This window comes from Rathayibacter sp. AY1C1 (genome assembly GCF_002932105.1).
Lineage (GTDB): Bacteria > Actinomycetota > Actinomycetes > Actinomycetales > Microbacteriaceae > Rathayibacter.
This window is the reverse complement of the sequence record NZ_PSWH01000016.1, coordinates 37,647-62,758: the sequence shown is the minus strand read 5'-3', so window position 1 is coordinate 62,758 and position 25,112 is coordinate 37,647. Positions and strand designations below refer to the sequence as shown.

The window sequence follows — 25,112 nt, the reverse complement described above, 5'->3', positions numbered from 1 at the left end:
CGATGCGCTGAGCGATCGCCGGACCCTCGAGGCGAACGGAGGAATCGCGTGCGAGCGATTCCTCCTAGCCGGACGCAGGACGCTCTGCGGAACCCGACCCCGTCAGGAAGCCGACCGCGGTGAGGATCGCCCTCGGGCGATCCTCACAGTTCAATCCTGCACAGCGATCAGCTGCGTGTCCGTCTGCGCGCGGGCTGCGGGGTGGCCGCCGATGGTGCGGCCGCCGCGTCCGCCGCTCTTCGTGCGGATCTCGATCCACTTCGCCAGCCCCGAGAGGAGGAGGCAGATGCCGATGTAGATCGCTCCGATGACGATCGCCGCCGGGATGATCGGGCTGTCGAGGCTCGACTGGTTGCCCAGGTAGCGCGCGTAGTACAGCAGCTCGTTGTAGGTGATGATCGAGCCGAGCGCCGTGTCCTTGAGGGCGACGACGAGCTGGGCGATGATCACGGGCAGCATCGAGCGGATCGCCTGGGGGAACAGGATGAGCCGCATCACGCCGGACTTGCGCAGGCCGATCGCGTAGCCCGCCTCCTTCTGTCCTCGCGGGAGGGCTTCGATGCCGGCGCGGAAGATCTCGGAGAAGACGGAGCCGTTGTAGAGGGTCAGGGCGATGACGACGGCGAGGTAGGGGCTGAGCTTGAGGCCAGCGAACGGCAGGCCGTAGTACATCAGCATCATCAGGATCAGGACGGGGATCGCCCGGAACAGCTCGATGAAGAGCGTGACGGGGACGTTGATCCAGCGCCGGTCCGAGAGCCGGCCGATCGCCAGGAGGAGGCCGAGGACGAGGCTGGCGACGCCCGCCGTGGCGAAGGCCGCGAGCGTGCGGCCGAGGGCGCCGCCGATGCTCTGCCAGACCAGCGGGTAGCCGAACGCGCGCCACTTGGAGGCGTCGAACTGGCCGGACTCCGCGAAGCGCCAGACCACGAAGCCGAGGAACGCCGCGATCAGCAGGACGACGACGACGCCGATGACGCGGTTGCGCACGACGGCCCGGGGGCCGGGGTTGTCGAAGAGGACGGAGCTCATCGGGCGACCCTCCACTTCTTCTCGAGCTGACGTTGGACGAGCGAGAGCAGGGTGACCAGGACCACGAAGACCAGGGCCACCCAGAGGACGACGATGAGGCTGTTCTCGCCGCGCTCGTTGAGGACGCGGACGATGGTGCCCGCCTCCGCGACCGAGAAGCCGGCGGCGACGGTGGTGTTCTTCAGCAGCGCGATCAGGACGCTCATGAGCGGCGGGATCACGGAGCGGAAGGCCTGGGGCAGGACGACCTGCGTCATCGTGAGGCCGAAGTCGAGGCCGATCGCGCGGGCGGCCTCGGCCTGGCCGATCGGCACGGTGTTGATGCCCGAGCGCAGCACCTCCGCGACGTAGGTCGCGGTGTAGAGGCTGAGGGCGCAGATTGCCAGGTTCGTGTAGTCCACCTGCGGCAGGTCGAGCTTGGGGTAGCCGAAGGCGAAGAAGAACATCACCAGCGTGAGCGGGGTGTTCCGGATGGTGTTCACGTACACCGTGCCGACCGCGCGGGCGATCGGGACGGGCGAGACGCGCATCGCGCCGACCACCGTGCCGATCAGCAGGGCGAACACGAGCGAGACGCTGAAGAGGATCAGGGTGTTGCCGAAGGCCGGGACGTAGACGTCGAGGTTGTTCAACAGGACATCCATGCGGCTGGCCCTTCTGTCGGAGCGGTGGTGGTGGTCGAGGAGAGGGGACCCCCGGGCGGCGGTCGGGCCGCCCGGGGCGCCTCCTAGTAGTCGTTCACCGCCGGCTGGGTGACGGTCGTGCCGGACTGGCCGAGCGTCTCGTCGTAGATGGCGCTCCAGGTCTCGCTGCCGTCGGTCAGCATGCCGTTGACGAAGTGGCGCAGGGCGTCGTCGTCCTTGGGCAGGCCGATGCCGTACAGCTCGGTGCTGAAGGGCTCTCCGACGACCTTGAGCTCGTCGGGCCGCTGAGCGGCGTAGCCGATCAGGATCGCGCCGTCGGTGGTGACGGCGTCGACGGTGCCGTCGGCGAGCGCGTCCACGCACTGCGAGTACGTGTCGAACTCCTCGGTCTTCACCTCGGGGTAGTTGGTGCGGATGTTCTGGATCGGGGTGGAGCCGGTGGCCGAGCACACGGTGGTGTCGGCGGTGAGGTCGTCCGGTCCGGTGATCGTGTCGTTGTCGGCCGCGACGAGCAGCTGCTGGCCGGTCTCGAAGTAGGGTCCGGCGAAGCCGACCTGCTCCTTGCGCTTGTCGGTGATCGAGTAGGTGCCGACGTAGTAGTCGATGTCGCCGTTCACGATCGACGCCTCGCGGTTGGCCGACGGGATCGCCTTGAACTCGATGGCGTCGGCCGCGAAGCCGAGCGAGGCGGCGGTCCACTTGGCGATCTCGATGTCGAAGCCGGAGCGCTCGCCGGTCGCCGCGTCGAGGTAGCCCAGCCCCGGCTGGTCCTCCTTGACGCCGATGACGACCTTGCCGTCCGCGGTCATCGCGTCGAAGGTCGGGCTGCCCTCGAGAGTGACGTCGGAGGCGACCTCGTACGCGGAGGTCCCTCCCTCGGAGCCTCCACCGGCGCCGCCGCCGGCGGTCCCGGAGTCGCCGGAGCAGCCGGCGAGGGCGAGGGTCGCTGCTGCGAGTCCCGCGGTCATGAACATGAGCCTGGTGCGCATGATCGTCCTTCCTGGGGTTCGGCCCGCCGGAGCGGGCGATGTCGGGTCGGCTCCCGGGTCACGGGTCCGACCTGCCTGGTGGCTGCTGATCGCGCTTCTAGTGCGTGATGAGCTTGGAGAGGAAGTCCTTGGCCCGGTCGGTGCGGGGCGCGGTGAAGAACGACTCCGGGTCGGTGTCCTCGAGGATCTCGCCGTCGGCCATGAACACGACGCGGTCGGCGGCCTTCCGGGCGAAGCCCATCTCGTGGGTCACGACGATCATCGTCATCCCGTCCTTGGCGAGCCCGACCATCACGTCCAGGACCTCGTTGATCATCTCGGGGTCGAGCGCCGAGGTCGGCTCGTCGAACAGCATCACCTTGGGCTTCATCGCCAGCGCCCGCGCGATCGCGACGCGCTGCTGCTGCCCGCCGGAGAGCTGGGCCGGCGTCTTGGCGGCCTGGTGGCCGACGCCGACCCGGTCGAGCAGCGCCGTGGCCTGGGCCTCCGCGTCCTTGCGGGAGAGCCCGCGGACCTTGATCGGGCCGAGGGTGACGTTCTCGAGGATCGTCTTGTGCGCGAACAGGTTGAACGACTGGAAGACCATCCCGACGTCGGCGCGGAGCGCGGCGAGGCCCTTGCCCTCCTCCGGGAGCTTCTGCCCGTCGATGGTGATGGTGCCGCCCGAGATCGTCTCGAGCCGGTTGACCGTGCGGCAGAGCGTCGACTTGCCGGACCCGGAGGGGCCGAGGACCACGACGACCTCGCCCCGGTGCACCGTCAGATCGATGTCCTTCAGAGCCTGGAAGTCGCCGTAGTGCTTCTGCACCCCGGAGAGGACGACGAGGGGTTCACCGGCGGGAGCGGCGGCGCGCTCGTCTTGCGGGGCTGTGACCATGCCGTCAGAGAAGCACACGGGGATGGGCCGGTCAAATCATGAGGGAATTCTTAACCGAAGGGTAACAACGCGCCCTGTTCTCCAGGTTCGCGGCACCCTCGGCCCGGTTCCTCTCAGGAACGCAGCGCGAAGGCGCTCTCGTACAGGCAGACGGAGGCCGCGGTCGCGAGGTTGAGCGACTCCGCCGCCCCGTAGATGGGCACCGCGACCACGCCGTCGACGAGGGCGAGCGACTCGTCCTCGAGGCCGCGCGCCTCGTTGCCGAAGACCCAGACGGTCGGCTGGGCGAGGTCCCCGCGTGCGCGGACGTCGAGCAGGTCCTCCCCCTTCACGTCGGCCGCGACGGAGCGGAGGCCCACGCCGCGGAGCCGGCCCAGCACGTCGGCGAGGTCGGCGCCGACCGCGACCGGGAGGTGGAAGAGCGAGCCGGTCGTGGAGCGCACGACCTTGGGATTGTAGAGGTCGACCGAGCGGCCGGACAGCACGACCGCGTCAGCACCGGCGGCGTCGGCGGCACGGATGATCGTGCCGAGGTTGCCCGGGTCGCGGACCTCCTCGAGCACCGCCACGAGACGCGGCTCGGAGGCGACGACGTCCTTGAGCGACGTGGGGAACTGACGGCAGACCGCGACGAAGCCCTGCGGAGTGACGGTGTCGGCCATCGCGTCGAGGACGTCCTCGGTCACGTACTCGATCTCCACCTCCGCCTCGGCGGCGGCGGCGACGATCTCGGGGTGGCGCTCCAGAGCTGTCGGAGTCGCGAACGACTCGACGATCAGCTCCGGGCGGTACTGCAGCGCCTCGGAGAGAGCCTGCGGGCCCTCGAGGAGGAAGAGCCCCGTCTCGAGCCGGGCCGGGCGGCGGGTGAGCTTCGCCACGGAGCGGACACGGGGAGAGCGGGGGTTGTCGAGCATGCGGCGAGCCTATCGGCGCGGTGATCGCCGCCCCCGCAGACACGGCGCGGGAGGGCCTGCGGACGACGGAGGGGGCCGCGACCTCTCGGTCGCGACCCCCTCCGGGAAGCCGTGCTGACTACGCTGCGGCCTTGGGCGCCGAGGTGTCGGCGGGCAGCGCGCTCTTCGCGGTCGCGACGAGCGAGGCGAACGTGGCCGGCTCGGTGATCGCGAGGTCCGCGAGGATGCGGCGGTCGACCTGCACGCCGGCCAGGGCGAGGCCCTGGATGAAGCGGTTGTAGGTCAGACCGTTCGCGCGGGACGCGGCGTTGATGCGCTGGATCCAGAGACGACGGAACTCGCCCTTCTTGGCGCGGCGGTCGCGGTACGAGTAGACGAGGGAGTGGGTGACCTGCTCCTTCGCCTTGCGGTAGAGGCGCGACCGCTGGCCGCGGTAGCCCGAGGCGCGCTCGAGGATGACGCGACGCTTCTTGTGGGCGTTGACGGCCCTCTTCACTCTTGCCATTGCTGTTTCTTCCTATCGATCCGTGTCGGCTGAGTAGCGACCACGCGGCGCAGCGGGCTGCGCCGGCGGTGGGCTACAGACCGAGAAGCTTCTTGGCGACCTTGGCGTCCTGCGGGGCGAGGACCTGGTCCTGGTTGAGGCGGCGCGTGCGAACGCTGGACTTGGACTCCAGGTTGTGCCGCATGCCGGCCTGCTGCTTCATGACCTTGCCGGAGCCGGTCACCTTGAAGCGCTTCTTGGCACCCGAGTGGGTCTTCATCTTGGGCATGTTCTCTCCTTGTGAACGTCACTCCGCGCTCGGCGGGGCGAAACCGGTGCCCCGCGAGCGGGGCGTCCACCGGCCCCGAGGCCGGGGCGGCGAAGTACTAGACGGACTCGGCCTCGGCCGTGTCCTCGGGGGTGTTGGCCTCGCGACGAGCGGCGCGGACCGCATTGGCCTCGGCCTTCGCCTCGGACTTGTTCTTCAGCGGGCCGATGACCATCACCATGTTGCGACCGTCGATGGTCGGGGTGGACTCGACCTGGCCGAACTCGGCGACGTCCTCCGCGAAGCGCTGGAGCAGGCGGACGCCCATCTCGGGGCGCGACTGCTCGCGACCGCGGAAGAGGATCATCGCCTTGACCTTGTCGCCGGCCTTGAGGAAGCCCTCGGCGCGCTTGCGCTTGGTCTCGTAGTCGTGCTTGTCGATCTTCAGGCGGAAACGGACCTCCTTGAGGATCGTGTTCGCCTGGTTGCGACGGGCTTCCTTGAGCTTCTGAGCCTGCTCGTACTTGAACTTCCCGTAGTCCATGATCTTGGCCACGGGCGGCTTGGAGTTGGGGGCGACCTCGACCAGGTCCAGGTCTGCGTCCTGCGCGAGTCGCAGGGCGACCTCGATCTTGACGACGCCGACCTGTTCTCCTGCGGGACCCACGAGGCGGACCTCGGGGACGCGGATACGGTCGTTGGTACGGGGATCGCTGATTGCGTTTCTCCTCTGATCTCGGTGAGTGCAGCTGCGCTGCCGGAGTCTTCTCCAGCGCACCCGAGAGAGGTGATCGTCCCGTCCACGTCGTGCCTGCAGCACGGCGCTCGCACCCTGTGACGCGGTTCCCGAGGCGGACCTCGAGAGCCGCAGCCCTGCCTCCGGTGGTCTGACGACCCTCGGGGGCGGAGTGCTTCTGACCCGGTAACCTTGTGAAGCGGTCAAGCGCGGGTGGGAGAATCTCCACTTTCGAACCGAGGACATGCCTCGGAGCCCGGACAACCATAGCAGACCGGCGGCCCGCCCGACAGACCGGATCCGGCCGCCCCTCGATCCTCTGCTCCGGCGGCCGCGCCCCTCTACCACGGACGACGAACGAAGGACCCATGGCCCAGTACGACGACGACTACACGCGACGATTCGGCGAGGACGGCGGAGCCTCCGACGTGGAGGCCGCCCGCGACATCGCGGAGGTCCCGGCGGTGGAGATCATCACCACCGCCGCCGTGCACCTGATGAGCGCGGCCGCCGTCAAGTGCGGGCTCGCCGACGAGCCCGGAGCGCAGGTCGACCTCGACGAGGCGCGCAAGCTCATCAACGCGCTCGCGGGCCTGGTCACGGCCGGGGCGCCCGACATCAGCGACATGCACGCCCGGAGCCTGCGCGACGGCCTCCGCACCCTCCAGCTCGCGTTCCGTGAGGCATCCCCGATCGCCGACCCGATCGGCAAGGGCCCGGGCGAGAAGTGGACCGGCCCGGTCACCTGATCGGGAGTCAGCGGGCGGCGGCGAGCTGCAGCGTCATCGAGTCGACGCGCTGCGCGACGGTCTCGTCGGCCGCCCACCGCTCCCCCAGGCGCGCGACGAGGGCGCCGAGCGCGTCCTGATCGAGCCCCGGGCGCAGGCTCAGGACCACCACGAGCTCGGGGCCCGCGAGGCGCTGCTCCGGGTCTCCCGCGCGCACCTCGAGCGAGGCGACCGCCCGCTCCCCCTCCGCAGCCGCGCGCAGAGCCAGGAGCACCTCCGCATCGGCAGGGGCCGGCCGCCAGGCGCCGCCCTCCGCGATCGCCCAGAGGGCCGGGCGCCGGACCGCGAACTCCCGCTCGGACGCGGGGTCGAGGACCATCACCTCGGTGCCCTCCGCGACGGCCGCCAGGGCCGCGCGGCGCCCGTCGACAGGGACGGGACGGGCGGCCGCGTCCCATCGGCGCATGCTCTCGACGCCGCTGAAGACAGGGAGCACCGTGCGGCCGTCGGGTCCGGCGACCGTGACGATCGCGAGCTCCTGCGTCTTGTCCGCCCGGAGTCCCCCGACCCCCTCCGCCTCCTCGCCGAGGCGGGCGACCAGCGGGATGAGCAGGCGGGACGTGCGGAGCGCGTCGACCACGGCCTCCGGGCCGCGAGTGCCACCGGCGAAGGACTCGAGCGCGGCGACCAGCGCCTCCGGGGCGCTTCCGTCGTCCTCCGGCGCTGCGCTCGGCTCGAAGTGCCGGCCCGCCCAGGGGGTGCCGGCCGAGTCGGTCAGATGCGCCGGGAGCGGGCGGGGCTCACTCGGATGCGACATCCAGGGCCTCCGCGAGCGTGAATGCGCCCGCGTACAGCGCCTTGCCGACGATCGCGCCCTCGAGCCCCTGGGGCACGAGGTCGCGCAGAGCGGCGATGTCGTCGAGGTTCGAGATGCCGCCCGAGGCGATCACGGGGCGGTGGGTGCGGGCCATGACCTGCTCGAGGAGCTCGAGGTTCGGGCCCTTGAGCGTGCCGTCCTTCGTGACGTCGGTGACGACGTAGCGGGTGCAGCCGGCCTCCTCCAGGCGGTCGAGGACCTGCCAGAGGTCGCCGCCCTCCTTGGTCCAGCCGCGCGCGGCGAGCGTGGTGCCCCGGACGTCGAGACCGACGGCGATCTGGTCGCCGTACTGCGCGATGACGCTCGCGGCCCACTCGGGGTTCTCGAGCGCCGCGGTGCCGAGGTTGATGCGCTTCGCGCCGGCGCTCAGCGCGGACTCGAGGCTGCGGTCGTCGCGGATCCCGCCGGAGAGCTCGACGTTGACGCCCTTCACCTGCCGGATGACCTTCTTCATGATGCCGTGGTTGTCGCCGCGGCCGAAGGCGGCGTCGAGGTCGACGAGGTGGATCCACTCCGCGCCCTGGTCGGCCCAGTCGCCCGCGGCGTCGATCGGGTCGCCGTAGTTGGTCTCGGTCCCGGCCTCGCCCTGCGTGAGCCGCACGGCCCTGCCGCCCGCCACGTCGATCGCGGGCAGGAGGACCAGGCCCGGGGCCTTGGTGAACTCGCTCATCGTCATCCTCAGTCTCGGAGCCGGTGCCGGCCCCTGGAGGCGCCGACCACCGGCCGATCCTAGTTCGTGCGGAGGGTGCCCAGCCAATTGGCCAGCAGCCGGAGCCCGGCGGCCCCCGACTTCTCGGGGTGGAACTGCGTGGCCGAGAGCGGCCCGTTCTCGACCGCGGCGATGAAGGGGCCTCCGTGATCGGCCCAGGTGACCGCGGGACGCGGGAACGGGGGCATCACGTCGAGCGACCACTCGCGGGCGCCGTAGGAGTGCACGAAGTAGAAGCGCTCCTCGGCGATGCCGTCGAAGAGCACCGAGCCCTCGGGAACGGAGACGGTGTTCCAGCCCATGTGCGGGACGACCTCGGCCGGGAGGAGGTCCACCGTCCCCGGCCACTCGCCCAGGCCCTCGCTCTCGACCCCGCGCTCGACGCCGCGCTCGAAGAGCACCTGCATCCCGACGCAGATGCCCAGGACGGGGCGCCCGCCGGCGAGGCGCTTCTCGATGATCTCGCCGCCGCGGGCGCGGGTCAGCGCCGACATCACGGCGTCGAAGGCGCCGACGCCGGGCACGAGGAGGCCGTCCGCCTCCAGCGCCCGCTGCCGGTCCCCCGTCAGCTCGACGTCGGCCCCGGCGAGCTCGAGCGCCTTGACGGCGGAGTGCACGTTCCCCGAGCCGTAGTCGTAGACCACGACGGAGGGGCGGGCCGAGCTCACAGCGCGCCCTTCGTCGACGGCACGCCGGAGACGAGCGGGTCGAGGGCCTTGGCCTGACGGAAGGCGCGGGCGAACGCCTTGAATTCCGCTTCGGCGATGTGGTGCGGGTCCCTGCCGCCGAGCACCGTGACGTGCACGGTGAGGCCGGCGTTGAACGCGATCGCCTCGAAGACGTGGCGCACCATCGACCCGGTGAAGTGGCCGCCGATCAGGTGCAGCGCGAAGCCCTCCGGCTCGCCGGTGTGCACGAGGTAGGGGCGCCCCGAGATGTCGACGACGGCCTGCACGAGCGCCTCGTCGAGGGGGACGAGCGCGTCGCCGAAGCGGGAGATCCCGGCCTTGTCGCCGAGGGCCTGTCGGATGGCCGTGCCGAGCACGATGCCGATGTCCTCCGCGGTGTGGTGGATGTCGATCTCGATGTCGCCGCGGGCCCGGACGCGCAGGTCCGTGAGCGAATGCTTCGCGAACGCCGTCAGCAGGTGGTCGAAGAAGGGCACGCCGGTCTCGAGATCGGCGACGCCCGTGCCGTCGAGGTCGAGGGAGAGCTCGATGCTCGACTCGCTGGTGGCACGGCTGAGGGAGGCGGTGCGCCCGGGTGCGGCGCTCGGGGAGGTCATGCCTCCCAGTCTATTCGCGCCGCGTCACCGACCCAGGGCGGACCTCTACTCGCGCGAAAGCGCCACCGCGGGGTCGGCCGACGGTGCGGGGAGGGAGGCGAGCGCCTCGAGGAACGCGGTCGTCTCCTCCTCGGTGCCGGCGCTGACGCGGAGGTGGTTCGGGATGCCGACGTCGCGGATGAGCACGCCGCGGGCGAGCAGGCCCTCGAACACGGCGGCCGGATCCGCGACGCCGCCGAAGAGGACGAAGTTGCTGCCGGTCGTGTACGGGCGGTAGCCGAGGGCGCGCAGTCCGTCGATCATCCGGTCGCGCTGCACGATGATCTCGCCGACCATGGCGAGCATCTCGTCGGCGTGAGCGAGGGCGGCGGTCGCGGCGGCCTGGGTGAGGGCCGACAGGTGGTACGGGAGGCGGACGAGGCGGAGCGCGTCGATCACCGCGGGGTCGGCGGCGAGGTAGCCCAGGCGGACACCGGCGAAGGCGAAGGCCTTGCTCATGGTGCGGGACACGAGCAGGCGCGGTCGCCCGGGGAGGAGGCTCAGCGCGGTGGGCGCGCCCCTGCCGGCGAACTCGGCGTACGCTTCGTCGACGACGACGACGCCGTCGGTCGCGTCGTAGACCGCCTCGATCACGGCGAGGTCGAGCGGCGTCCCGGTCGGGTTGTTCGGCGCGCAGAGGAAGACGATGTCGGGCCGGGCCCGGCGCACCTGCTCCGCGGCGTACTCGGCTCCGATCTCGAACTCCGCCTCGCGCGGAGCGGGGATCCACTCCGTTCCGCTCCCCGACGCGAGGATCGAGTACATCGAGTAGGTGGGCGCGAACCCCAGCAGCGAGCGCCCGGGACCGCCGAACGCCTGAAGGACGTGCTGGAGCACCTCGTTCGATCCGTTCGCAGCCCACACGCCGTCCGCGGTGAGCCCGTGACCGAGGTAGCCGGCGAGGGAGTCGCGCAGCTCTCGGAACTCGCGGTCGGGGTACCGGTTGACGGTGCGCAGCGCCTCCGAGACCCGCCCGACGATGTCGGCGATCACGTCGTCCGGGACCGGGTGGGTGTTCTCGTTGACGTTGAGGGCGACGGGCACGACCGCCTGGGGTGCGCCGTACGGGTGCTTGCCTCGGAGGTCGTCGCGGAGGGGCAGGTCGTCGAGAGTCGTCACCAGGGAATGGTAGCGAAGCGCCCGACGCGGACGACCGGGCAGCCCGGCTCAGCGAGCGGTGTCGTACTCGGCCGGGACGGCGAGGCGCTGCCCGGGCTCGACGCCCGCGCTCGAGAGCTGGTTGAGGGAGAGGATGTCGTCGACCACGTCGCGCGGGTCCGCCTGCGGGGCGAGCTCCTCGGCGAGCGACCAGAGCGATTCGCCCGCGTGGACGGTGACGTACTGGAACTCGACTGCAGCGGCGTCGCTCGACGCGACCGCTCCACCGCCGTTGAGCCCGAAGGCGAAGGCACCCGTGACGATCGGCAGGGCTCCCAGAGCGGCCACCACGGCGCGGCCGCGGCGCGTGAGGCGGAGACGGGTGCGGACGATCCGCGCCTCGCCGAACGCGTTCATCGGCTCGGAAGCGGACGGCAGGACCTCGACGGGCCGGGCCGCGGACGAGCGCTGGAGCGGGCGGGAGGTGAGCTGTGCGGTCATGGGATCGCTCCTTTCAACAGGGATTCGGGGAGGCCCTCGGCCGGGAGGGCCGCCCCGAACGCCTGTACCGAACATATCTTCGAACGACGGAGCGGTCAAGGGACCGTTCCGGCTGATCCGCGGGCGGACTCGCGCGCGACACACTCGAACGAATGTTCCGAGTCGTGAGTTCCGGCGGATACAGTTTCGAGAGCCTGGTCGTAGTAGAGCAGCGACCACCGACATTCCTTGTCGGGTCGCGACCGGGCGGGCGCGCACGCGGCGTGCGCACCGGGAAGAGGGAGCATCGTGAGCGACGCGCAGAGGGCCGGGACCCCGGCCGCCAAGACGAAGGCGGCCGCGGGCCGGCGCCGGAAGAGCCTGAGCGCCAAGCAGCTCGCGATCCTCGACGCGATCCAGCGCTCGGTGTCGAGCCGCGGCTACCCGCCGAGCATGCGCGAGATCGGCGACGCGGTCGGCCTCGCCTCGCTGTCGAGCGTCACCCACCAGCTCAACCAGCTCGAGCTCAGCGGCTACCTGCGCCGCGACCCGAACCGGCCCCGCGCCCTCGAGATCCTCATCGACGTCCCCAGCTCGACGGAGGACGACGGGTCGTTCGAGTCGACCGCGACGGTCGGCGACGCGGCGATGGTCCCCCTCGTCGGCCGGATCGCGGCGGGCGTGCCGATCATGGCCGACCAGCAGATCGACGAGGTGTTCCCGCTTCCCCGGCAGCTCGTCGGCAAGGGCGAGCTCTTCATGCTCAAGGTCGTCGGCGAGTCGATGATCGACGCCGCGATCTGCGACGGCGACTGGGTCGTGGTCCGCTCGCAGCGCACCGCCGAGAACGGCGAGATCGTGGCGGCCATGCTCGACGGCGAGGCCACCGTCAAGGTGCTGCGCCAGCGCGACGGCCACACCTGGCTGCTGCCCCGCAACTCCAACTTCGAGCCGATCCTCGGCGACGAGGCAGAGGTGCTCGGGAAGATCGTGGCGGTCCTCCGCTCGGTCTGACACCGGGCGTGCAGGAGGGGCACGGGCGATCGGGGCGCGCGCCCCTCCGTCACGGTCACGGGAAGGCGGAGGAGGGCCGCCGACGCCCCGTCGCCGAACCCTCCCGCCGCCGCCGGTCGGTGGTGCGGGTCGCCGCACCCCCTCCCGGATGCGCCGAGCGCCCGCCTCCCTGACGGGGAGACGGGCGCTCGGGTGGTGGCGATCAGGCCTGGACGGCCGCGCGCGGAACCGCGAACTCGGTGAGCGAGCCCGCCAGATCGGCGTGCACGAGGGCGACCACGTGGGTGCCGCCCTCGACGTACTGCGTCGACAGGATCCGGCCGCTGCGGTGCAGATGCGAGATCACGTCGCCACGGTCGTACGGCACGAGCAGGTCGATCTCGACGTCCGGCTCGGGCAGGATCTCGGCGATCCGCGCCTCCAGCTCGTCGATGCCCTCGCCGCTGCGCGCCGACACGAAGACCGCGTCGGGAGCGAGACCGCGCAGCACCAGCCGCGTGCCCTCGTCCACCAGATCGGCCTTGTTGAAGGCGATGATCTCGGGGATGCTGCGGGCGCCCACCTCGCCGATCACGTCGCGCACGGTGGCGATCTGCCCGGCCGGATCGGGGTGGGAGGCGTCCACGACGTGGACGATCACATCGGAGTCCGCGACCTCCTCGAGCGTCGACCGGAAGGCCTCGACGAGCTGGTGCGGAAGCGCTCGCACGAAGCCGACCGTGTCGGCGAGCGTGTAGAGGCGCCCGTCCTTCGTCTGGGCCTTGCGAACGGTGGCGTCGAGGGTCGCGAAGAGCGAGTTCTCGACGAGGACGCCCGCGTGCGTCATCCGGTTCAGCAGGCTCGACTTGCCGGCGTTCGTGTACCCCGCGATCGCCACCGAGGGGACGGCGTTGCGCTTGCGGTTCGCGCGCTTGGCCTCGCGGGCGGGCTTCATCGCCGTGATCTGCTTGCGCAGGCGCGCCATGCGGGTGTGGATGCGGCGACGATCGAGCTCGATCTTCGTCTCACCCGGACCGCGCGAGCCCATTCCGGCTCCCGCGCCCACCTGGCCGCCGGCCTGGCGGGACATGGACTCGCCCCAGCCGCGCAGTCGCGGGAGCAGGTACTCGAGCTGCGCGAGCTCGACCTGCGCCTTGCCCTCACGGCTCTTCGCGTGCTGGCTGAAGATGTCGAGGATCACCGCGGTGCGGTCGATCACCTTGACCTTCACCACGTCCTCCAGCGCACGCCGCTGGCTCGGTGCGAGCTCGGTGTCGGCGACGACCGTGTCCGCGCCGAGGGCCGCGACGAGCCCCGCGAGCTCCTGGGCCTTGCCCTTGCCGAGGTAGGTGCTCGGATCGGGGTGCGGGCGGCGCTGGAGCAGGCCGTCGAGGACCGTCGCTCCCGCCGTCTCCGCGAGCGCGGCGAGCTCGTGCAACGAGTTCTCCGCGTCCTCCAGCGAATTCTGCGAGTACACGCCGATGAGCACGACGTTCTCCAGGCGCAGCTGGCGGTACTCGACCTCCGTGACGTCCTCGAGCTCGGTCGAGAGTCCGGCGACGCGTCGCAGCGCCTGCCGGTCGTCGCGGTCGAACTGCTCGCCGTCGCTGTTCTCGCCCTCGTGGCCGGCGCTCTGCAGCGCCTGGGCTCCACCCGCGACGAAGCGCGAGTACCCTGCCGAACGCGATTGCGCGTTCGCCAGGACCCTCGAGACGACGTCCACGGCCTCGGTCGTGTCGGTCTCGTTCAGGTCTTCCGTCATCCGGATAACACTAACTCCTCAGGTCTTGATAGGTTCACTTCTCATGGCCGCCGAGCACTACTTCTCGAGTACTCCCGACGGCGACCTCCGGCCCCGCAGGATCCAGGCCCGCCTGGCCGGCCGCGACCTCGAGGTCACGACGGCAGGAGGGGTGTTCAGCCCCGGTCACGTCGATCTCGGCACACGCGTCCTGCTGGACGCGGTGCCCGACGCCCCCGCTGACGGGGACCTGCTGGACCTCGGCTGCGGCTGGGGCCCGATCGCCCTCGCGCTCGCCCTCGCATCCCCCGACGCCCGGGTGTGGGCGGTCGACGTCAACCAGCGGGCGCTCGAGCTGGTCCGTCGCAACTGCGAGGAACTCGGCGTCCTCAATGTCAACGCCGTGCTGCCCGAGGATGTTCCCGACGACGTCCGCTTCCGCACCGTGTGGTCGAACCCGCCGATCCGCATCGGCAAGGAGGAGCTGCACCTCCTGCTCGAACGCTGGCTGCCGCGGCTCGAGGAGGGCGCGGACGCCTGGCTCGTCGTGCAGCGCAACCTCGGCTCCGACTCGCTCCAGACCTGGCTGGGCGCCGCGTTCGCCGGGCGGCTCGACGTGGAGCGCGTCTCCTCGGCGAAGGGCTTCCGCGTGCTGCGGACGACCCGCCTGGCCTGACCGGGTCCTCAGTCGATCCGGATCGTCCCGGTGAAGACGAGGTCGGCCGGGCCGGAGAGCCCGACGTGCTCGCCCTCCTCCGCCGCGAACATCGTCACGCCGAGCGTGCCGCCCGGGACCTCCACGCGCCAGGCCTGCGGAGCGCGCGCTCCCGCCCAGTAGCGCACCGCCAGTGCCGCCGCCGCGGCACCCGTGCCGCAGCTCAGGGTCTCGCCGCTGCCGCGCTCGTGCACGCGCATCCGGATCCGCCCGATCCCGTCGTGGACCAGGGGCTCGCCGGGAACCACGAACTCGACGTTCGCGCCGTCCTCGGGCTCCGGGTCGAGCTGCGGGATGTAGGAGAGGTCGGCGGAGTCGAGCTCCTCGTCGTTGCTGAGGGCGACGACCACGTGCGGATTGCCGAGGTCGATCCCGAGACCGGGGCGCGCGACCTTGAGCTCCTTCGCCCGCACCAGGGGCTCGCCGCCCGCCAGCTCCCAGCGGCCGAGGTCGACCTGGAACCCGGCACCGCTGCGGGTGACGTCGCGGACGCCGGCGCGGGTGCCGATCGGCAGGGTGTCGCCGGGCTCGAGCGCCGCGAGGCCGCCCGCGAGCAGGAACGCGGCGTAGACGCGGATGCCGTTGCCGCACATCTCGGCGATCGAGCCGTCGGCGTTGCGGTAGTCCATGAACCACTCCGCCTCGCTCTCCTCGGCCAGAGCCGCGGCGCCCTCCGGGATCGCGCGGGAGCGGACGGCACGGATGACGCCGTCGGCGCCGACGCCGAAGTGGCGGTCGCAGATCATCGCGATCTGCGCGGGCGAGAGGTCGACCTCACCGTCCGGGTCGCTGAAGAGCACGAAGTCGTTGCCGGTGCCCTGGCCCTTGGTGAAGTGCAGCTCGATCGTCATGGCGCACAGCCTAGCGAGGAGCGGGAGCGGCGGCCTGGGCGGCGGCGTGCGCCCGCGACACCAGGTCCGGCGCGTCGTACGGGAGCCGGTGGGCGCCGGCGTAGCGCCGGAACCAGCTGTTCTGCCGACGTGCGTAGCGGCGCGTGAGCGCCTGCGTCGCCGCGATCGCCTCCTCCTCGCGGAGGACGCCGGCACGCTGGGCGAGCGCCTGGGCGTACCCGATGGCCCGCCCGGCTGTGACGCCGCGCTCCAGGCCGAAGGGGACGAGCCGCTCGACCTCGTCGAGCATCCCGGTCGCCCACATCCGCTCCACCCGCCGGTCGAGGCGCTGCACCAGCTCCTCCCGCGGAGCCTCGAGGAACAGGATCGAGGCGGGGCGCCACCGAACCGGCTCGTCGGACATCAGCGCGCTGTGCGTGCTCCCGCCGGTGAGCTCCGCGATCTCGAGCGCGCGGACGATGCGCCGGGCGTTGTGCGGACCGATCCGCTCGGCCACTCCGGCGTCGATCCGGCGCAACCGCTCGACGAGGGCGCCCAGGCCCTCCCGCTCGGCGGTCTCCTCGAGCCGGCGCCGGACGGCCGGGTCGGTGCCCGCGAACGAGAACTCGAAGACGACGCTGGAGACGTACAGACCGGAGCCCCCGACGAGGATCGGCGTCGCCCCGCGCGCCAGCACGCTCTCGATCACGCGCCGCGCCTCGCTCTGGTAGCGGGCGACCGACGCCTCCTCCGTCACGTCGAGGACGTCGAGCAGGTGGTGCGGGACGCCCCGACGCTCGTCGGCGGGCAGCTTCGCGGTGCCGATGTCCATCCCGCGGTAGAGCTGCATCGCGTCGGCGTTCACGATCTCAGCGGCGCCGCCGTCCTGCCGGATCGCCTCGGCGAGCTCGAGCGAGAGGTCGGACTTGCCCGTGCCGGTCGCGCCGACGACCGCGATGAGCTCCGGCGCGGTATCGGGGGCTCCGGTCTCAGCGCTCGCCATCGAGGGCGTCGTAGATCGGCGTCGTCAGCGTGCCGGCGTCGCGCACGCGCAGCGACGGCAGGCCCAGCGAGACCCGGGGCGCCCCGCTCGCGCCCGGGGCGGCCGGAACTCCGCAGGACTCGGTCTGCGCCCGGTCCCAGGCGTCGCCCGCGCGGGTGCGGCGGATGCGGAGCGGCGCGCCGTCGGGCGAATCCGCCAGGAGGTAGAAGGGCGCGGCACGGGTGACCCGGACCGAGACCACGTCTCCGGGACGCGGCTGCTCGGAGCCCTCGGGCACGTCGAAGTGCACCAGACGGCTGTCCTCGGCGCGTCCGCTCAGCCGGTGCGTCTCCGTGTCGCGGCGGCCCTCGCCGGTCGCGACGAGGACCTCGACCTCGCGGCCGACGACCGTGCGGTTCTCCTGCTCGCTGATCGCATCCTGCAGGGCGACGAGCCGCTCGTAGCGCTCCTGGACGACCGCCTTGGGGATCTGGTCGGGCAGCGTCGCGGCCGGGGTGCCGGGTCGGATGGAGTACTGGAAGGTGAAGGCGGAGGCGAAGCGGGCCGCCTCGACCACCCGCAGGGTCTCCTGGAAGTCGGCCTCGGTCTCGCCGGGGAAGCCCACGATGATGTCGGTGCTGATCGCCGCGTGCGGGATGCGATCGCGGACCCGGTCGAGGATCCCGAGGAACTTCTCGGAGCGGTAGGAGCGGCGCATCGCCTTGAGGATGCGGTCGGAGCCGGACTGGAGCGGCATGTGCAGCTGCGGCATCACCGCCGGCGTCTCGGCCATGGCGTCGATCACGTCGTCGGTGAAGGCCGCGGGATGGGGGCTCGTGAAGCGGATCCGCTCGAGCCCGTCGATGGTGCCCGCCGCGCGGAGCAGCTTCGAGAACGCCTGGCGGTCGCCGAACTCGACGCCGTAGGAGTTCACGTTCTGGCCGAGAAGGGTGACCTCGATCGCGCCGTCGTCCACGAGCGCCTGGATCTCGGCGAGCACGTCGCCGGGACGCCGGTCCTTCTCCTTGCCGCGGAGCGAGGGGACGATGCAGAAGGTGCAGGTGTTGTTGCAGCCGACCGAGATCGAGACCCAGCCGCTGTAGGTCGAGTCGCGCTTCGTGGGGAGCGTGGAGGGGAAGACATCGAGCGATTCGAGGATCTCGAGCTGCGCCTCGTCGTTGTGGCGGGCGCGCTCGAGCAGGCTCGGGAGGGCGCCCATGTTGTGCGTGCCGAAGACGACGTCGACCCACGGGGCGCGGTCGAGGATGACGTTCTTGTCCTTCTGCGCGAGGCAGCCGCCGACCGCGATCTGCATCCCCTCGTGTCGGCGCTTCACCGACGCGAGGTGGCCGAGGTTGCCGTAGAGCTTGTTGTCGGCGTTCTCGCGCACCGCGCAGGTGTTGATCACGACGACGTCGGCCTCGGCTCCATCGGCGGACACGTAGCCCGCCGCCTCGAGCGAACCGCTCAGCCGCTCGGAGTCGTGCACGTTCATCTGGCACCCGAACGTACGGACCTCGTAGGTCCTCGGCCGGGTCTCGGCGACGGGCGACGGGGCGGTACCGAGCGTGCTCATGGTGTGGGATTCTACGCTCCGGTCGGACCGCTCCCGGCCCGCCGTGTCAGCGGAAGCGGACGCCCGACCCCGGCTTGCGGATCGTCTCGCGGACGACGCGCTGCACGAGTCCGCCGGCGTAGCCGCGGCGCGCGAGGAATCCCGTGAGCCGGCGCTCGGCGACCTCGTCGGAGAGCGAGCGCAGGCTCGGCAGGCGCTTGCGCGCGAGCTCGAGCGCCGTGCGGTACTCGTCGTCGCCGTCCAGCTCGTCGAGCGCTGACGCGATCGCCTCGGGGTCGATCTTCCGCGCGCGCAACTCCTGCTGGATGGAGGAGCGGCCGAGCTTCTTGCGGTCACGGAGCGAGACGACCAGCTGCTCCGCCATGCGGAGGTCGTCGAGGTAGCCGAAGCGCGTGAAGCGCTCGAGGATCTCGAGGGCGTCCTTCTCGGCGACGCCCTCCGTGTAGAGGCGCGCCTCGACCTCGGCGACCGAGAGGCTCTTGCGGGAGAGCCCCCGTACGATCCGATCCGCGACCTGCTCGGGATCGATCTCCTCCGGGATCTCGATCGCGTCGTCGTCGTCCTCGTCCTCCGCGTTCTCGACGAACGCCGGCGCGCGCCGGGCGACATGAGCCGAGAGCTCGGCGATCCGCTCGGAGGCCGGAGACGCGGCGCCCCCGACGGCGGAGCCTCCCGACTCGCCTGCGGCCGCCCCGGGAGCACTGGTACGCGGCGTTCCGGCTCCGGACGGATCCGGAAGCGACCCGGCCCCGTCGGCGTCCGGCGCCGCCGGAGCCCAGCCCTCGTCGCCCGCCGCACTCCGGTCGACCCAGGGCAGGAAGGCCACGGGGCGGCCCTTCGCCCCCTCCGCGGCCTTCTCCGCCACGGGCTAGGCGCCCTTGCGCACGGGCTGCTTGGTCTCGATCGCGACCGGCGCGGCCTCGACGGCCGCGTTCGGGTCGACGATCACGCCGAGCTTGACCAGGATGCGCTTCTCGATCTCGGCGGCCACATCGGGGTTGTCGATGAGGAACTGGCGCGCCTTCTCCTTGCCCTGGCCGAGCTGGTCGCCGTCGTAGGTGTACCAGGCGCCCGACTTGCGGACGATCTCGTGCTCGACACCGAAGTCGATCAGGCTGCCCTCGCGGGAGATGCCGACGCCGTAGAGGATGTCGAACTCGGCCTGCTTGAAGGGCGGGGCCATCTTGTTCTTCACGACCTTGACGCGGGTGCGGTTGCCGACCGCGTCGGTGCCGTCCTTCAGCGTCTCGATGCGGCGGATGTCGAGGCGGACCGACGCGTAGAACTTGAGCGCCTTGCCGCCCGCCGTGGTCTCGGGGCTTCCGAAGAAGACGCCGATCTTCTCGCGCAGCTGGTTGATGAAGATCATCGTGGTGTTCGTGGTGTTCAGTCCGCCGGTCAGCTTGCGCAGCGCCTGGGACATGAGGCGGGCCTGCAGGCCGACGTGGGAGTCGCCCATCTCGCCCTCGATCTCGGCACGCGGCACGAGGGCCGCGACGGAGTCGATCACGATGAGGTCGATCGAGCCCGAGCGCACGAGCATGTCGGCGATCTCGAGCGCCTGCTCTCCGGTGTCGGGCTGCGACACGAGGAGGGAGTCGATGTCGACGCCGAGCTTCTTGGCGTACTCGGGGTCGAGCGCGTGCTCCGCGTCGATGAAGGCGGCGATGCCGCCGTTGCGCTGCGCGTTCGCGATCGCGTGCAGCGTGAGGGTGGTCTTTCCGGAGGACTCGGGGCCGTAGATCTCGACGATGCGGCCGCGGGGGAGCCCGCCGATCCCGAGCGCGACGTCGAGCGCGATCGAACCGGTCTGGATCACCTCGACGGGAGCGCGGTCGTCGCTGCCGAGGCGCATGACGGCGCCCTTGCCGAACTGGCGGTCGATCTGGGCGAGTGCGGTCTCGAGGGACTTCTCGCGGTCGGAGGAACTGGGCATGGCCGTCTCGCTCTCGTGTTCGTGGTGGTGTCGCCTACAGGCTGTCGCGACATGCCGGTGGCTGTCGGAGTGACAGTGCCGGCCGGCTGCGACAAGGCGGTGAAGCAGGTCCGTTCAGGTGTCTCCGACGGTACGCCCGACCACCGACATCGGGGCCGAGCGAGAGCGACTCCGTGGAGACGGGGCCGTTCCTGCTTCTGTGGAGGAGCCTAGTCCCGTTCGAACACGGATTCGAGCACGAGCCGTCGGCGTGTCGAACACGACTTCGGCGACGGGAGCGTCAGCGGTGGCGCTTTCGCGGATCCACGCCGTGCCACCGGGCCTCCGGGACGTCGTTGGCGCGGCAGAGGGCGAGCCAGACCTCGCGCGGCTCCGCTCCGTCCGCGAGGGCGCGCTCGGCGGTGCGGCCCCCGAGCTCGGTCAGCACGAGGTCCGAGACCAGGACACGGGCGTAGGCGCCGCCGAACTCGTCGTCCACCAGCTGCCGGAACTCGCTCAAGCGCATGCGTCCACGGTAGCCGCTGCCCGGAGGCCGCACTCCCCCGGGAACGCCGAAGGGCGCCCGGCCGGAGCCTGGGCGCCCTTCGCGTGGAACGGGTGCGGTGAGTGGAGGGGACGGGGGCCGACTACTGCGTGACGAGGTCCGCGTCGAAGCCGGCGACCATGTCGGCCGGAATGGTGTCGGGGATGGTGTCGATGCCCTCGATGACGGCGAGACGATCGCCGACCTCGCGCATGATCACCGAGATGGGGGTGTCGAGGGCGTCGGCGACAGAGGCGAGGATCTCCGAGGAGGCCTCCTTCTGACCGCGTTCGACCTCGCTCAGGTAGCCGAGCGCAACGCTCGCCTTGCTCGCCACCTGACGGAGCGTACGACCTTTCTGCAGGCGAAAGTCCCTGAGGACATCGCCGATCTCCTGACGAACTAGAACCACTGGACCCTCCTTCTCCACGTCAACCGCATGTCGTGCACCTGCACCGCGAGCACGAGCGCCGGAGATTCCGGAGCGGGTGATCGGGGGGCTGGGACGAGAGAACCGGATAGCTGTTCACTACCCGGTTCGTATGGTGTCGACTCTAATACCGGATGACTGGACTTTGCGTGTGAGCGACACCAGTTGTAACCGGGCCGCAATGCGGCGCATTCCGATTCCCGGAGGGCCCTCGCTGGGTATCCGCCTCATGCGCCGCGGGAGATCAGCTCCGCGCCGAGGGCGAGAGCCGCGTCGACCGAGGCGGCGCGGATCGCGGCGCGGTCGCCGTCGAACCGGTGCTCACGGACGAGCTCGTCCTCGCCGAGGACGGCCGCCACGAAGACGGTGCCGACGGCCGCATCCCCCTGCGGATCCGGACCGGCGACCCCCGTCGTCGCCAGGCCGAGCGTCGGACGCCCGTCGGCTGCGAGCCGCGAGGACGCTCCGCGCGCCATCTGCACGGCGACTCCGGGATCGACGGGCCCCCGCTCGCCGAGGACGCGCGCGTCGACCCCGAGGAGCCGGTCCTTGAGGTCGGTGGCATAGCTCACCACTCCCCCGCGGTACACGGCGGAGGCGCCGGGCACCTCCACGAGGGCGGAGCTGAGCGCGCCGCCGGTGAGCGACTCCGCGACGGCGAGGTCGACACCCCGCCGCCGGAGCTCGGCGATCAGCTGCGCGGCCGTCACCGCGTCGACCGGGCGGCCCGGCTCTGGCGGGCGGCGTCGGCGAGGTAGTCGATCCCGGTGGCGACCGTGAGCACCACCGCCGCCGTCATCGTGATGCCGTTCAGCCAGTGGACCCACTCGCCGAGGACGGCCCAGAGCGGCAGCAGAGCGAGGGAGATCGCGATCGACTGCACGATCGTCTTGAGCTTGCCGCCCCGCGACGCGGGGATCACCCGGTCCGAGAGCACGGCCATCCGGAACACGGTGATGCCGATCTCGCGCACCAGGATGACGATCGTCACCCACCACGGCAGCTCCGCGACGATCGAGAGCCCGACGAGCGCCGCGCCGGTGAGCACCTTGTCGGCGATCGGATCCAGGAGCTTGCCGAGATCGGTCACGAGGCCCCGGCTCCGGGCGATGTGCCCGTCGATGCCGTCCGTGGCGATCGCGACGATGAAGAGGAGCGCCGCGGCGATCCGGATCCCGCCGTCCTGCCCCCCGTCGGCCAGCAGGAGCCAGAAGAAGACGGGCGCCAGCAGGATCCGGACGACCGTGATCGCGTTCGGCAGGTTCCAGTTGCCCGACGCGGCCGGAGCCGGTGCGGTGGGGTGGGTCATCGTGCTCCGCCGTTCCTCGCAGTGCGGGCGACCGGGACGGTCACTCGCGTCCCGTCAGGGTCCAGGCGTCCTCGCCGGACCCCTCGTCGTCGTCGTGGTAGTCGGTGGCGGCGGGCCCCGTCGGCTCGGCCAGCGGATCCGCGTACGGGTCCGGGGCGACCGAGGACGGCGCGGCCGGCCCCTCGCCCGTGTCCTCGCCGCGCATCCGCGCGAGGACGCCCGGCAGCTGCTCGGCGGTGACCAGCACGTCGCGGGCCTTCGACCCCTCGGAGGGGCCGACGACCTCGCGCGACTCGAGCAGGTCCATCAGTCGGCCGGCCTTGGCGAAGCCGACGCGGAGCTTGCGCTGCAGCATCGAGGTCGAGCCGAACTGCGTGCTGACGACGAGCTCGGCCGCCGCGACCAGCAGCTCGAGGTCGTCCCCGATGTCGGAGTCGATCTCCTTGCGCTGCGCCTGCACGGTGATGTCCTGGCGGTACTCGGGCTGCGCCTGACGGGTGACGTGCTCGACGACCTTCGCGATCTCGTCCTCGCGGACCCAGGCGCCCTGGACGCGCATCGGCTTGTTGGTGCCCATGGGGAGGAAGAGGCCGTCGCCCTGCCCGATGAGCTTGTCGGCTCCCGGCTGGTCGAGGATGACCCGCGAGTCGGTCACGCTGGTCACCGCGAAGGCGAGGCGGCTGGGCACGTTCGCCTTGATGAGGCCGGTCACCACGTCGACGCTCGGCCGCTGCGTGGCCAGCACGAGGTGGATGCCCGAGGCGCGCGCGAGCTGGGTGATGCGCACGATCGAGTCCTCGACGTCGCGCGGGGCGACCATCATCAGGTCGGCGAGCTCGTCGACCACCACGAGGAGGTACGGGTACGGCTTGAGGACGCGGCTGCTGCCCGCCGGGAGCTTGATCTCGTCCGCGCGGACGGCCGCATTGAAGTCGTCGATGTGACGGAACCCGAACGACGCCAGGTCGTCGTAGCGCATGTCCATCTCCTTCACGACCCACTGCAGCGCCTCGGCGGCCTTCTTGGGGTTCGTGATGATCGGAGTGATCAGGTGCGGCACTCCGCCGTAGATAGTGAGCTCCACGCGCTTGGGGTCGATCAGGACCATCCGCACGTCCTGCGGGCGCGCGCGCATCAGCAGGCTCGTGATCATCGAGTTGACGAAGCTGGACTTGCCGGAGCCGGTGGAGCCGGCGACCAGGAGGTGCGGCATCTTGGCGAGGTTCGCCACGACGTAGCCGCCCTCGACGTCCTTGCCGACGCCGATGGTCATCGGGTGCGTGGACGTCGTCGAGGCCGGCGAGCGGAGGACGTCGCCCAGCGAGACGATCTCGCGGTCCGTGTTGGGGATCTCGACGCCGATCGCGCTCTTGCCCGGGATCGGGGAGAGGATCCGGACCTCGTTGCTGGCGACGGCGTAGGAGAGGTTCTTGCTGAGCGCGGTGACGCGCTCGACCTTGACGCCGGGGCCGAGCTCGATCTCGTAGCGGGTGACGGTCGGGCCGCGGGAGAAGCCGGTGACCGTCGCGTCCACGTTGAACTGCTGCAGCACCTCGGTGATGGCGCGGACCATCTCGTCGTTGGCCGCCGAGCGCGCCTTGGAGGGCGTGCCCGTCGAGAGGGCGGCCGCCGAGGGGAGGCGGTACGGCGCGTCGTCCTCGAACGAGGAGTCGAAACCGGCGGTCGGGTCCTCCTCGGCGAGGGGCGCGATCGGGCCGGTCTCGATGACGGGCGGGATCGGGACGGCGGGCGCCACGTCGAGGCGGTCGAGCCGGATGACCTCGGTCGCGTCGTCGTCGACCACGCCGGTCGCGCCGCGGGGAGCGCCCGTCTGCTCGAAGCGGGCGAGCGCCGCCTCGGCGGTCTCGGCCTCGGCCAGCACCTCGGTGGCGTAGGAGCGGGTCGGCGGGTGGGCCTCGTCGTCGCGCTCCTCGAGCGCGGTGTCGAAGCCCTTCGCGCGGCCGCGGGCGGGCGCGGTGCCCTCGAGCACCTCGGTGAAGGAGTCGATCGGGAGCTCGGTCTGCACGGTCGGCTCGTCCTCGCGCCCGGACTCGGTGCGCCGCCACCAGGGCAGCTCTCCGCCGTCCTGCTGCGCGTCCTCCTCCTGCTCGGCCTCCGCCTTCGCCGCGGCCTTCGCGGCGGCCCGCTCGGCCTTGAGGCGGGCGCGCTCCTCGTCGTCGAGCACAGGGGCGCCGAAGAGGTAGCCGTAGAGCTCCCGCGAGCGCGCGCCGATGCGGTTCGGCGGGGTCTTGGTGATGATGAACAGCGACAGCAGGATCACGAGAGACAGCAGCACGGTCGCGCCGGGGACGGTGGCGATCGCCGCGAGCGGGGCGCCCACCAGCCAGCCGAGGACGCCTCCCGCGGCCGCCATGGTCTCGATTCCCTGGCCGGGCTGCGGCAGGCCGAGGTGCGCGTGGCAGATGCCGGCGGAGGCGACGAGCAGCGTGATGACGCCCACGCCGATCCGCCCGTTGTCGTCGACGGACCGGGGGTGCCGGAAGAGCCAGAGGGAGAAGAGGAGAAGGACGACCGGCAGCACGTAGGCGACCCGGCCGAAGAAGCCGCCGAAGCTCCACGCGTCGAGCACCAGGGCGACCGGGTCGGTCGCGAGGAACCACTCGACCACCGCGCCCGCGACGGCCAGCAGCAGCAGCAGGAAGGGGACGCCGTCGCGGCGCTCCTCCTTCGCCAGCCGCTCGGGACCGAGGGCGCGGGCGGCGCCGCCCGCGAGGTGGGCCAGCGCCATCCAGAACCGCACGGCGGGGTTGGTGCGCGGGGCGGACTCGAAGGCAACCGTCTTCGTCTCGGCGGCCGCCTTGCCCGAGCCCCGTCCGGATCGCGGCGCGCCGGAGCGCGGAGTCGCGCTGCCGCGCCCGCGCGAGGTCGTCTTGGTACTGGTCGCCATGAGGCCACC

General features: G+C 71.4%; 28 protein-coding genes. 3 read left to right on the top strand and 25 right to left on the bottom strand.

All coding sequences use genetic code 11. The features are described from left to right. Positions 1-150: 150 nt before the first annotated feature. The 8 genes from C5C71_RS09570 to infC form a co-directional block, all read right to left on the bottom strand. A complete protein-coding gene (locus C5C71_RS09570) occupies positions 151-1,032 on the bottom strand; it encodes an amino acid ABC transporter permease (RefSeq protein WP_104224492.1) in 882 nt (293 codons plus the stop codon). Beyond that, complete coding sequence (locus C5C71_RS09565) at positions 1,029-1,676, bottom strand: amino acid ABC transporter permease (protein ID WP_104224491.1); 648 nt, start codon at positions 1,674-1,676, stop codon at positions 1,029-1,031. Before C5C71_RS09565 ends, C5C71_RS09570 begins: the two co-directional genes overlap by 4 nt. An 83-nt stretch (positions 1,677-1,759) precedes the next feature. Further along, positions 1,760-2,665 (bottom strand): glutamate ABC transporter substrate-binding protein, encoded by a 906-nt coding sequence (locus C5C71_RS09560; RefSeq protein WP_181065688.1) that lies wholly within the window; start codon positions 2,663-2,665, stop codon positions 1,760-1,762. 97 nt (positions 2,666-2,762) lie between these two features. After that, a complete protein-coding gene (locus C5C71_RS09555) occupies positions 2,763-3,542 on the bottom strand; it encodes an amino acid ABC transporter ATP-binding protein (RefSeq protein WP_104224489.1) in 780 nt (259 codons plus the stop codon). A gap of 113 nt (positions 3,543-3,655) precedes the next feature. Continuing rightward, a complete protein-coding gene (locus C5C71_RS09550) occupies positions 3,656-4,456 on the bottom strand; it encodes an RNA methyltransferase (RefSeq protein ID WP_104224488.1) in 801 nt (266 codons plus the stop codon). A 118-nt stretch (positions 4,457-4,574) separates the two neighbouring features. Next, entirely contained in the window at positions 4,575-4,961 is a 387-nt protein-coding gene (gene rplT / locus C5C71_RS09545; RefSeq protein WP_104224487.1) for a 50S ribosomal protein L20, read from the bottom strand. A 73-nt stretch (positions 4,962-5,034) separates the two neighbouring features. Beyond that, positions 5,035-5,229 carry a 50S ribosomal protein L35 gene (gene rpmI / locus C5C71_RS09540; protein WP_055793295.1) on the bottom strand — a complete coding sequence of 65 codons (195 nt, stop codon included), beginning with the start codon at positions 5,227-5,229 and terminating at the stop codon, positions 5,035-5,037. Positions 5,230-5,326: 97 nt separating this feature from the next. Further along, positions 5,327-5,875, bottom strand: a complete 549-nt coding sequence (gene infC / locus C5C71_RS09535) for a translation initiation factor IF-3 (protein WP_374952931.1) — start codon at positions 5,873-5,875, stop codon at positions 5,327-5,329. Positions 5,876-6,312: 437 nt separating this feature from the next. Here infC and C5C71_RS09530 point away from each other — a divergent pair, with 437 nt between their 5' ends. Next, positions 6,313-6,693, top strand: coding sequence for a DUF1844 domain-containing protein (locus C5C71_RS09530; protein WP_104313470.1), 381 nt, complete (start codon positions 6,313-6,315; stop codon positions 6,691-6,693). 7 nt (positions 6,694-6,700) lie between these two features. Here the strand turns inward: C5C71_RS09530 and C5C71_RS09525 are convergent, their stop codons facing one another. From C5C71_RS09525 to C5C71_RS09500, 6 genes are read right to left on the bottom strand one after another with little or no spacing between them, the layout of a single operon-like run. Beyond that, a complete protein-coding gene (locus tag C5C71_RS09525) occupies positions 6,701-7,489 on the bottom strand; it encodes an SseB family protein (RefSeq protein WP_104337596.1) in 789 nt (262 codons plus the stop codon). Continuing rightward, positions 7,473-8,219 (bottom strand): bifunctional 1-(5-phosphoribosyl)-5-((5-phosphoribosylamino)methylideneamino)imidazole-4-carboxamide isomerase/phosphoribosylanthranilate isomerase PriA, encoded by a 747-nt coding sequence (gene priA, locus C5C71_RS09520; protein WP_104224506.1) that lies wholly within the window; start codon positions 8,217-8,219, stop codon positions 7,473-7,475. The genes C5C71_RS09525 and priA overlap by 17 nt, the downstream gene beginning before the upstream one ends. 59 nt (positions 8,220-8,278) lie before the next feature. Further along, positions 8,279-8,926 (bottom strand): imidazole glycerol phosphate synthase subunit HisH, encoded by a 648-nt coding sequence (gene hisH / locus C5C71_RS09515; protein ID WP_104337595.1) that lies wholly within the window; start codon positions 8,924-8,926, stop codon positions 8,279-8,281. Beyond that, the gene (hisB, locus tag C5C71_RS09510; protein ID WP_104224484.1) at positions 8,923-9,543 is read right to left on the bottom strand and encodes an imidazoleglycerol-phosphate dehydratase HisB; all 621 of its coding nucleotides are present in this window, start codon (positions 9,541-9,543) and stop codon (positions 8,923-8,925) included. The genes hisH and hisB overlap by 4 nt, the downstream gene beginning before the upstream one ends. Before the next feature lie 45 nt (positions 9,544-9,588). Then, positions 9,589-10,704, bottom strand: a complete 1,116-nt coding sequence (locus tag C5C71_RS09505; RefSeq protein ID WP_104337594.1) for a histidinol-phosphate transaminase — start codon at positions 10,702-10,704, stop codon at positions 9,589-9,591. A gap of 45 nt (positions 10,705-10,749) precedes the next feature. Then, entirely contained in the window at positions 10,750-11,181 is a 432-nt protein-coding gene (locus C5C71_RS09500) for a LysM peptidoglycan-binding domain-containing protein (protein WP_308471750.1), read from the bottom strand. 288 nt (positions 11,182-11,469) lie between these two features. Here C5C71_RS09500 and lexA point away from each other — a divergent pair, with 288 nt between their 5' ends. After that, on the top strand, positions 11,470-12,174 hold the full coding sequence (lexA, locus tag C5C71_RS09495) for a transcriptional repressor LexA (RefSeq protein ID WP_104224482.1): 705 nt from the start codon (positions 11,470-11,472) through the stop codon (positions 12,172-12,174). 202 nt (positions 12,175-12,376) lie between these two features. On the opposite strand, the gene hflX is transcribed toward lexA, so the two are convergent. After that, on the bottom strand, positions 12,377-13,915 hold the full coding sequence (hflX, locus tag C5C71_RS09490) for a GTPase HflX (RefSeq protein ID WP_104224481.1): 1,539 nt from the start codon (positions 13,913-13,915) through the stop codon (positions 12,377-12,379). Between the two features lie 43 nt (positions 13,916-13,958). Here hflX and C5C71_RS09485 point away from each other — a divergent pair, with 43 nt between their 5' ends. Then, positions 13,959-14,570: a class I SAM-dependent methyltransferase gene (locus C5C71_RS09485; RefSeq protein WP_104224480.1), complete on the top strand. Its 612-nt coding sequence runs from the start codon at positions 13,959-13,961 to the stop codon at positions 14,568-14,570. Between the two features lie 8 nt (positions 14,571-14,578). Here C5C71_RS09485 and dapF read toward each other — a convergent pair whose 3' ends face one another. The 10 genes from dapF to C5C71_RS09435 all read right to left on the bottom strand — a co-directional run bounded on the left by dapF (position 14,579) and on the right by C5C71_RS09435 (position 25,103). Further along, on the bottom strand, positions 14,579-15,460 hold the full coding sequence (gene dapF, locus C5C71_RS09480) for a diaminopimelate epimerase (RefSeq protein ID WP_104226308.1): 882 nt from the start codon (positions 15,458-15,460) through the stop codon (positions 14,579-14,581). A gap of 10 nt (positions 15,461-15,470) precedes the next feature. Then, complete coding sequence (miaA, locus tag C5C71_RS09475) at positions 15,471-16,442, bottom strand: tRNA (adenosine(37)-N6)-dimethylallyltransferase MiaA (protein ID WP_104262716.1); 972 nt, start codon at positions 16,440-16,442, stop codon at positions 15,471-15,473. Continuing rightward, a complete protein-coding gene (miaB, locus tag C5C71_RS09470) occupies positions 16,429-17,997 on the bottom strand; it encodes a tRNA (N6-isopentenyl adenosine(37)-C2)-methylthiotransferase MiaB (RefSeq protein ID WP_104327415.1) in 1,569 nt (522 codons plus the stop codon). The genes miaA and miaB overlap by 14 nt, the downstream gene beginning before the upstream one ends. Positions 17,998-18,043: 46 nt before the next feature. Further along, positions 18,044-18,823: a regulatory protein RecX gene (locus C5C71_RS09465; protein ID WP_146076892.1), complete on the bottom strand. Its 780-nt coding sequence runs from the start codon at positions 18,821-18,823 to the stop codon at positions 18,044-18,046. A gap of 42 nt (positions 18,824-18,865) precedes the next feature. After that, positions 18,866-19,933: a recombinase RecA gene (gene recA / locus C5C71_RS09460; protein ID WP_104224475.1), complete on the bottom strand. Its 1,068-nt coding sequence runs from the start codon at positions 19,931-19,933 to the stop codon at positions 18,866-18,868. A gap of 280 nt (positions 19,934-20,213) precedes the next feature. After that, positions 20,214-20,438, bottom strand: coding sequence for a DUF3046 domain-containing protein (locus C5C71_RS09455; RefSeq protein ID WP_104224474.1), 225 nt, complete (start codon positions 20,436-20,438; stop codon positions 20,214-20,216). 121 nt (positions 20,439-20,559) lie between these two features. After that, the gene (locus C5C71_RS09450) at positions 20,560-20,868 is read right to left on the bottom strand and encodes a helix-turn-helix domain-containing protein (RefSeq protein WP_068207524.1); all 309 of its coding nucleotides are present in this window, start codon (positions 20,866-20,868) and stop codon (positions 20,560-20,562) included. 245 nt (positions 20,869-21,113) lie between these two features. Beyond that, on the bottom strand, positions 21,114-21,596 hold the full coding sequence (locus tag C5C71_RS09445; RefSeq protein WP_104224473.1) for a CinA family protein: 483 nt from the start codon (positions 21,594-21,596) through the stop codon (positions 21,114-21,116). Beyond that, positions 21,593-22,195, bottom strand: a complete 603-nt coding sequence (gene pgsA / locus C5C71_RS09440) for a CDP-diacylglycerol--glycerol-3-phosphate 3-phosphatidyltransferase (protein WP_104337593.1) — start codon at positions 22,193-22,195, stop codon at positions 21,593-21,595. The genes C5C71_RS09445 and pgsA overlap by 4 nt, the downstream gene beginning before the upstream one ends. A 40-nt stretch (positions 22,196-22,235) precedes the next feature. After that, a complete protein-coding gene (locus C5C71_RS09435; RefSeq protein ID WP_104337592.1) occupies positions 22,236-25,103 on the bottom strand; it encodes a DNA translocase FtsK in 2,868 nt (955 codons plus the stop codon). Between the last annotated feature and the right edge of the window lie 9 nt (positions 25,104-25,112).

What these genes read in the sequence shown, in the direction of transcription:
- rpmI (WP_055793295.1), bottom strand. Translation starts at nt 5,229, where the DNA reads ATGCCCAAGATGAAGACCCACTCGGGTGCCAAGAAGCGCTTCAAGGTG.
- C5C71_RS09500 (WP_308471750.1), bottom strand. Translation starts at nt 11,181, where the DNA reads ATGACCGCACAGCTCACCTCCCGCCCGCTCCAGCGCTCGTCCGCGGCC.
- C5C71_RS09570 (WP_104224492.1), bottom strand. Translation starts at nt 1,032, where the DNA reads ATGAGCTCCGTCCTCTTCGACAACCCCGGCCCCCGGGCCGTCGTGCGC.
- C5C71_RS09565 (WP_104224491.1), bottom strand. Translation starts at nt 1,676, where the DNA reads ATGGATGTCCTGTTGAACAACCTCGACGTCTACGTCCCGGCCTTCGGC.
- C5C71_RS09455 (WP_104224474.1), bottom strand. Translation starts at nt 20,438, where the DNA reads ATGCGCTTGAGCGAGTTCCGGCAGCTGGTGGACGACGAGTTCGGCGGC.
- dapF (WP_104226308.1), bottom strand. Translation starts at nt 15,460, where the DNA reads ATGACGATCGAGCTGCACTTCACCAAGGGCCAGGGCACCGGCAACGAC.
- pgsA (WP_104337593.1), bottom strand. Translation starts at nt 22,195, where the DNA reads ATGACCCACCCCACCGCACCGGCTCCGGCCGCGTCGGGCAACTGGAAC.
- miaA (WP_104262716.1), bottom strand. Translation starts at nt 16,442, where the DNA reads ATGGCGAGCGCTGAGACCGGAGCCCCCGATACCGCGCCGGAGCTCATC.
- C5C71_RS09555 (WP_104224489.1), bottom strand. Translation starts at nt 3,542, where the DNA reads ATGGTCACAGCCCCGCAAGACGAGCGCGCCGCCGCTCCCGCCGGTGAA.
- C5C71_RS09525 (WP_104337596.1), bottom strand. Translation starts at nt 7,489, where the DNA reads ATGTCGCATCCGAGTGAGCCCCGCCCGCTCCCGGCGCATCTGACCGAC.
- C5C71_RS09435 (WP_104337592.1), bottom strand. Translation starts at nt 25,103, where the DNA reads ATGGCGACCAGTACCAAGACGACCTCGCGCGGGCGCGGCAGCGCGACT.
- C5C71_RS09560 (WP_181065688.1), bottom strand. Translation starts at nt 2,665, where the DNA reads ATGCGCACCAGGCTCATGTTCATGACCGCGGGACTCGCAGCAGCGACC.
- priA (WP_104224506.1), bottom strand. Translation starts at nt 8,219, where the DNA reads ATGAGCGAGTTCACCAAGGCCCCGGGCCTGGTCCTCCTGCCCGCGATC.
- hflX (WP_104224481.1), bottom strand. Translation starts at nt 13,915, where the DNA reads ATGACGGAAGACCTGAACGAGACCGACACGACCGAGGCCGTGGACGTC.
- rplT (WP_104224487.1), bottom strand. Translation starts at nt 4,961, where the DNA reads ATGGCAAGAGTGAAGAGGGCCGTCAACGCCCACAAGAAGCGTCGCGTC.
- recA (WP_104224475.1), bottom strand. Translation starts at nt 19,933, where the DNA reads ATGCCCAGTTCCTCCGACCGCGAGAAGTCCCTCGAGACCGCACTCGCC.
- miaB (WP_104327415.1), bottom strand. Translation starts at nt 17,997, where the DNA reads ATGAGCACGCTCGGTACCGCCCCGTCGCCCGTCGCCGAGACCCGGCCG.
- hisB (WP_104224484.1), bottom strand. Translation starts at nt 9,543, where the DNA reads ATGACCTCCCCGAGCGCCGCACCCGGGCGCACCGCCTCCCTCAGCCGT.
- C5C71_RS09485 (WP_104224480.1), top strand. Translation starts at nt 13,959, where the DNA reads ATGGCCGCCGAGCACTACTTCTCGAGTACTCCCGACGGCGACCTCCGG.
- C5C71_RS09550 (WP_104224488.1), bottom strand. Translation starts at nt 4,456, where the DNA reads ATGCTCGACAACCCCCGCTCTCCCCGTGTCCGCTCCGTGGCGAAGCTC.
- C5C71_RS09530 (WP_104313470.1), top strand. Translation starts at nt 6,313, where the DNA reads ATGGCCCAGTACGACGACGACTACACGCGACGATTCGGCGAGGACGGC.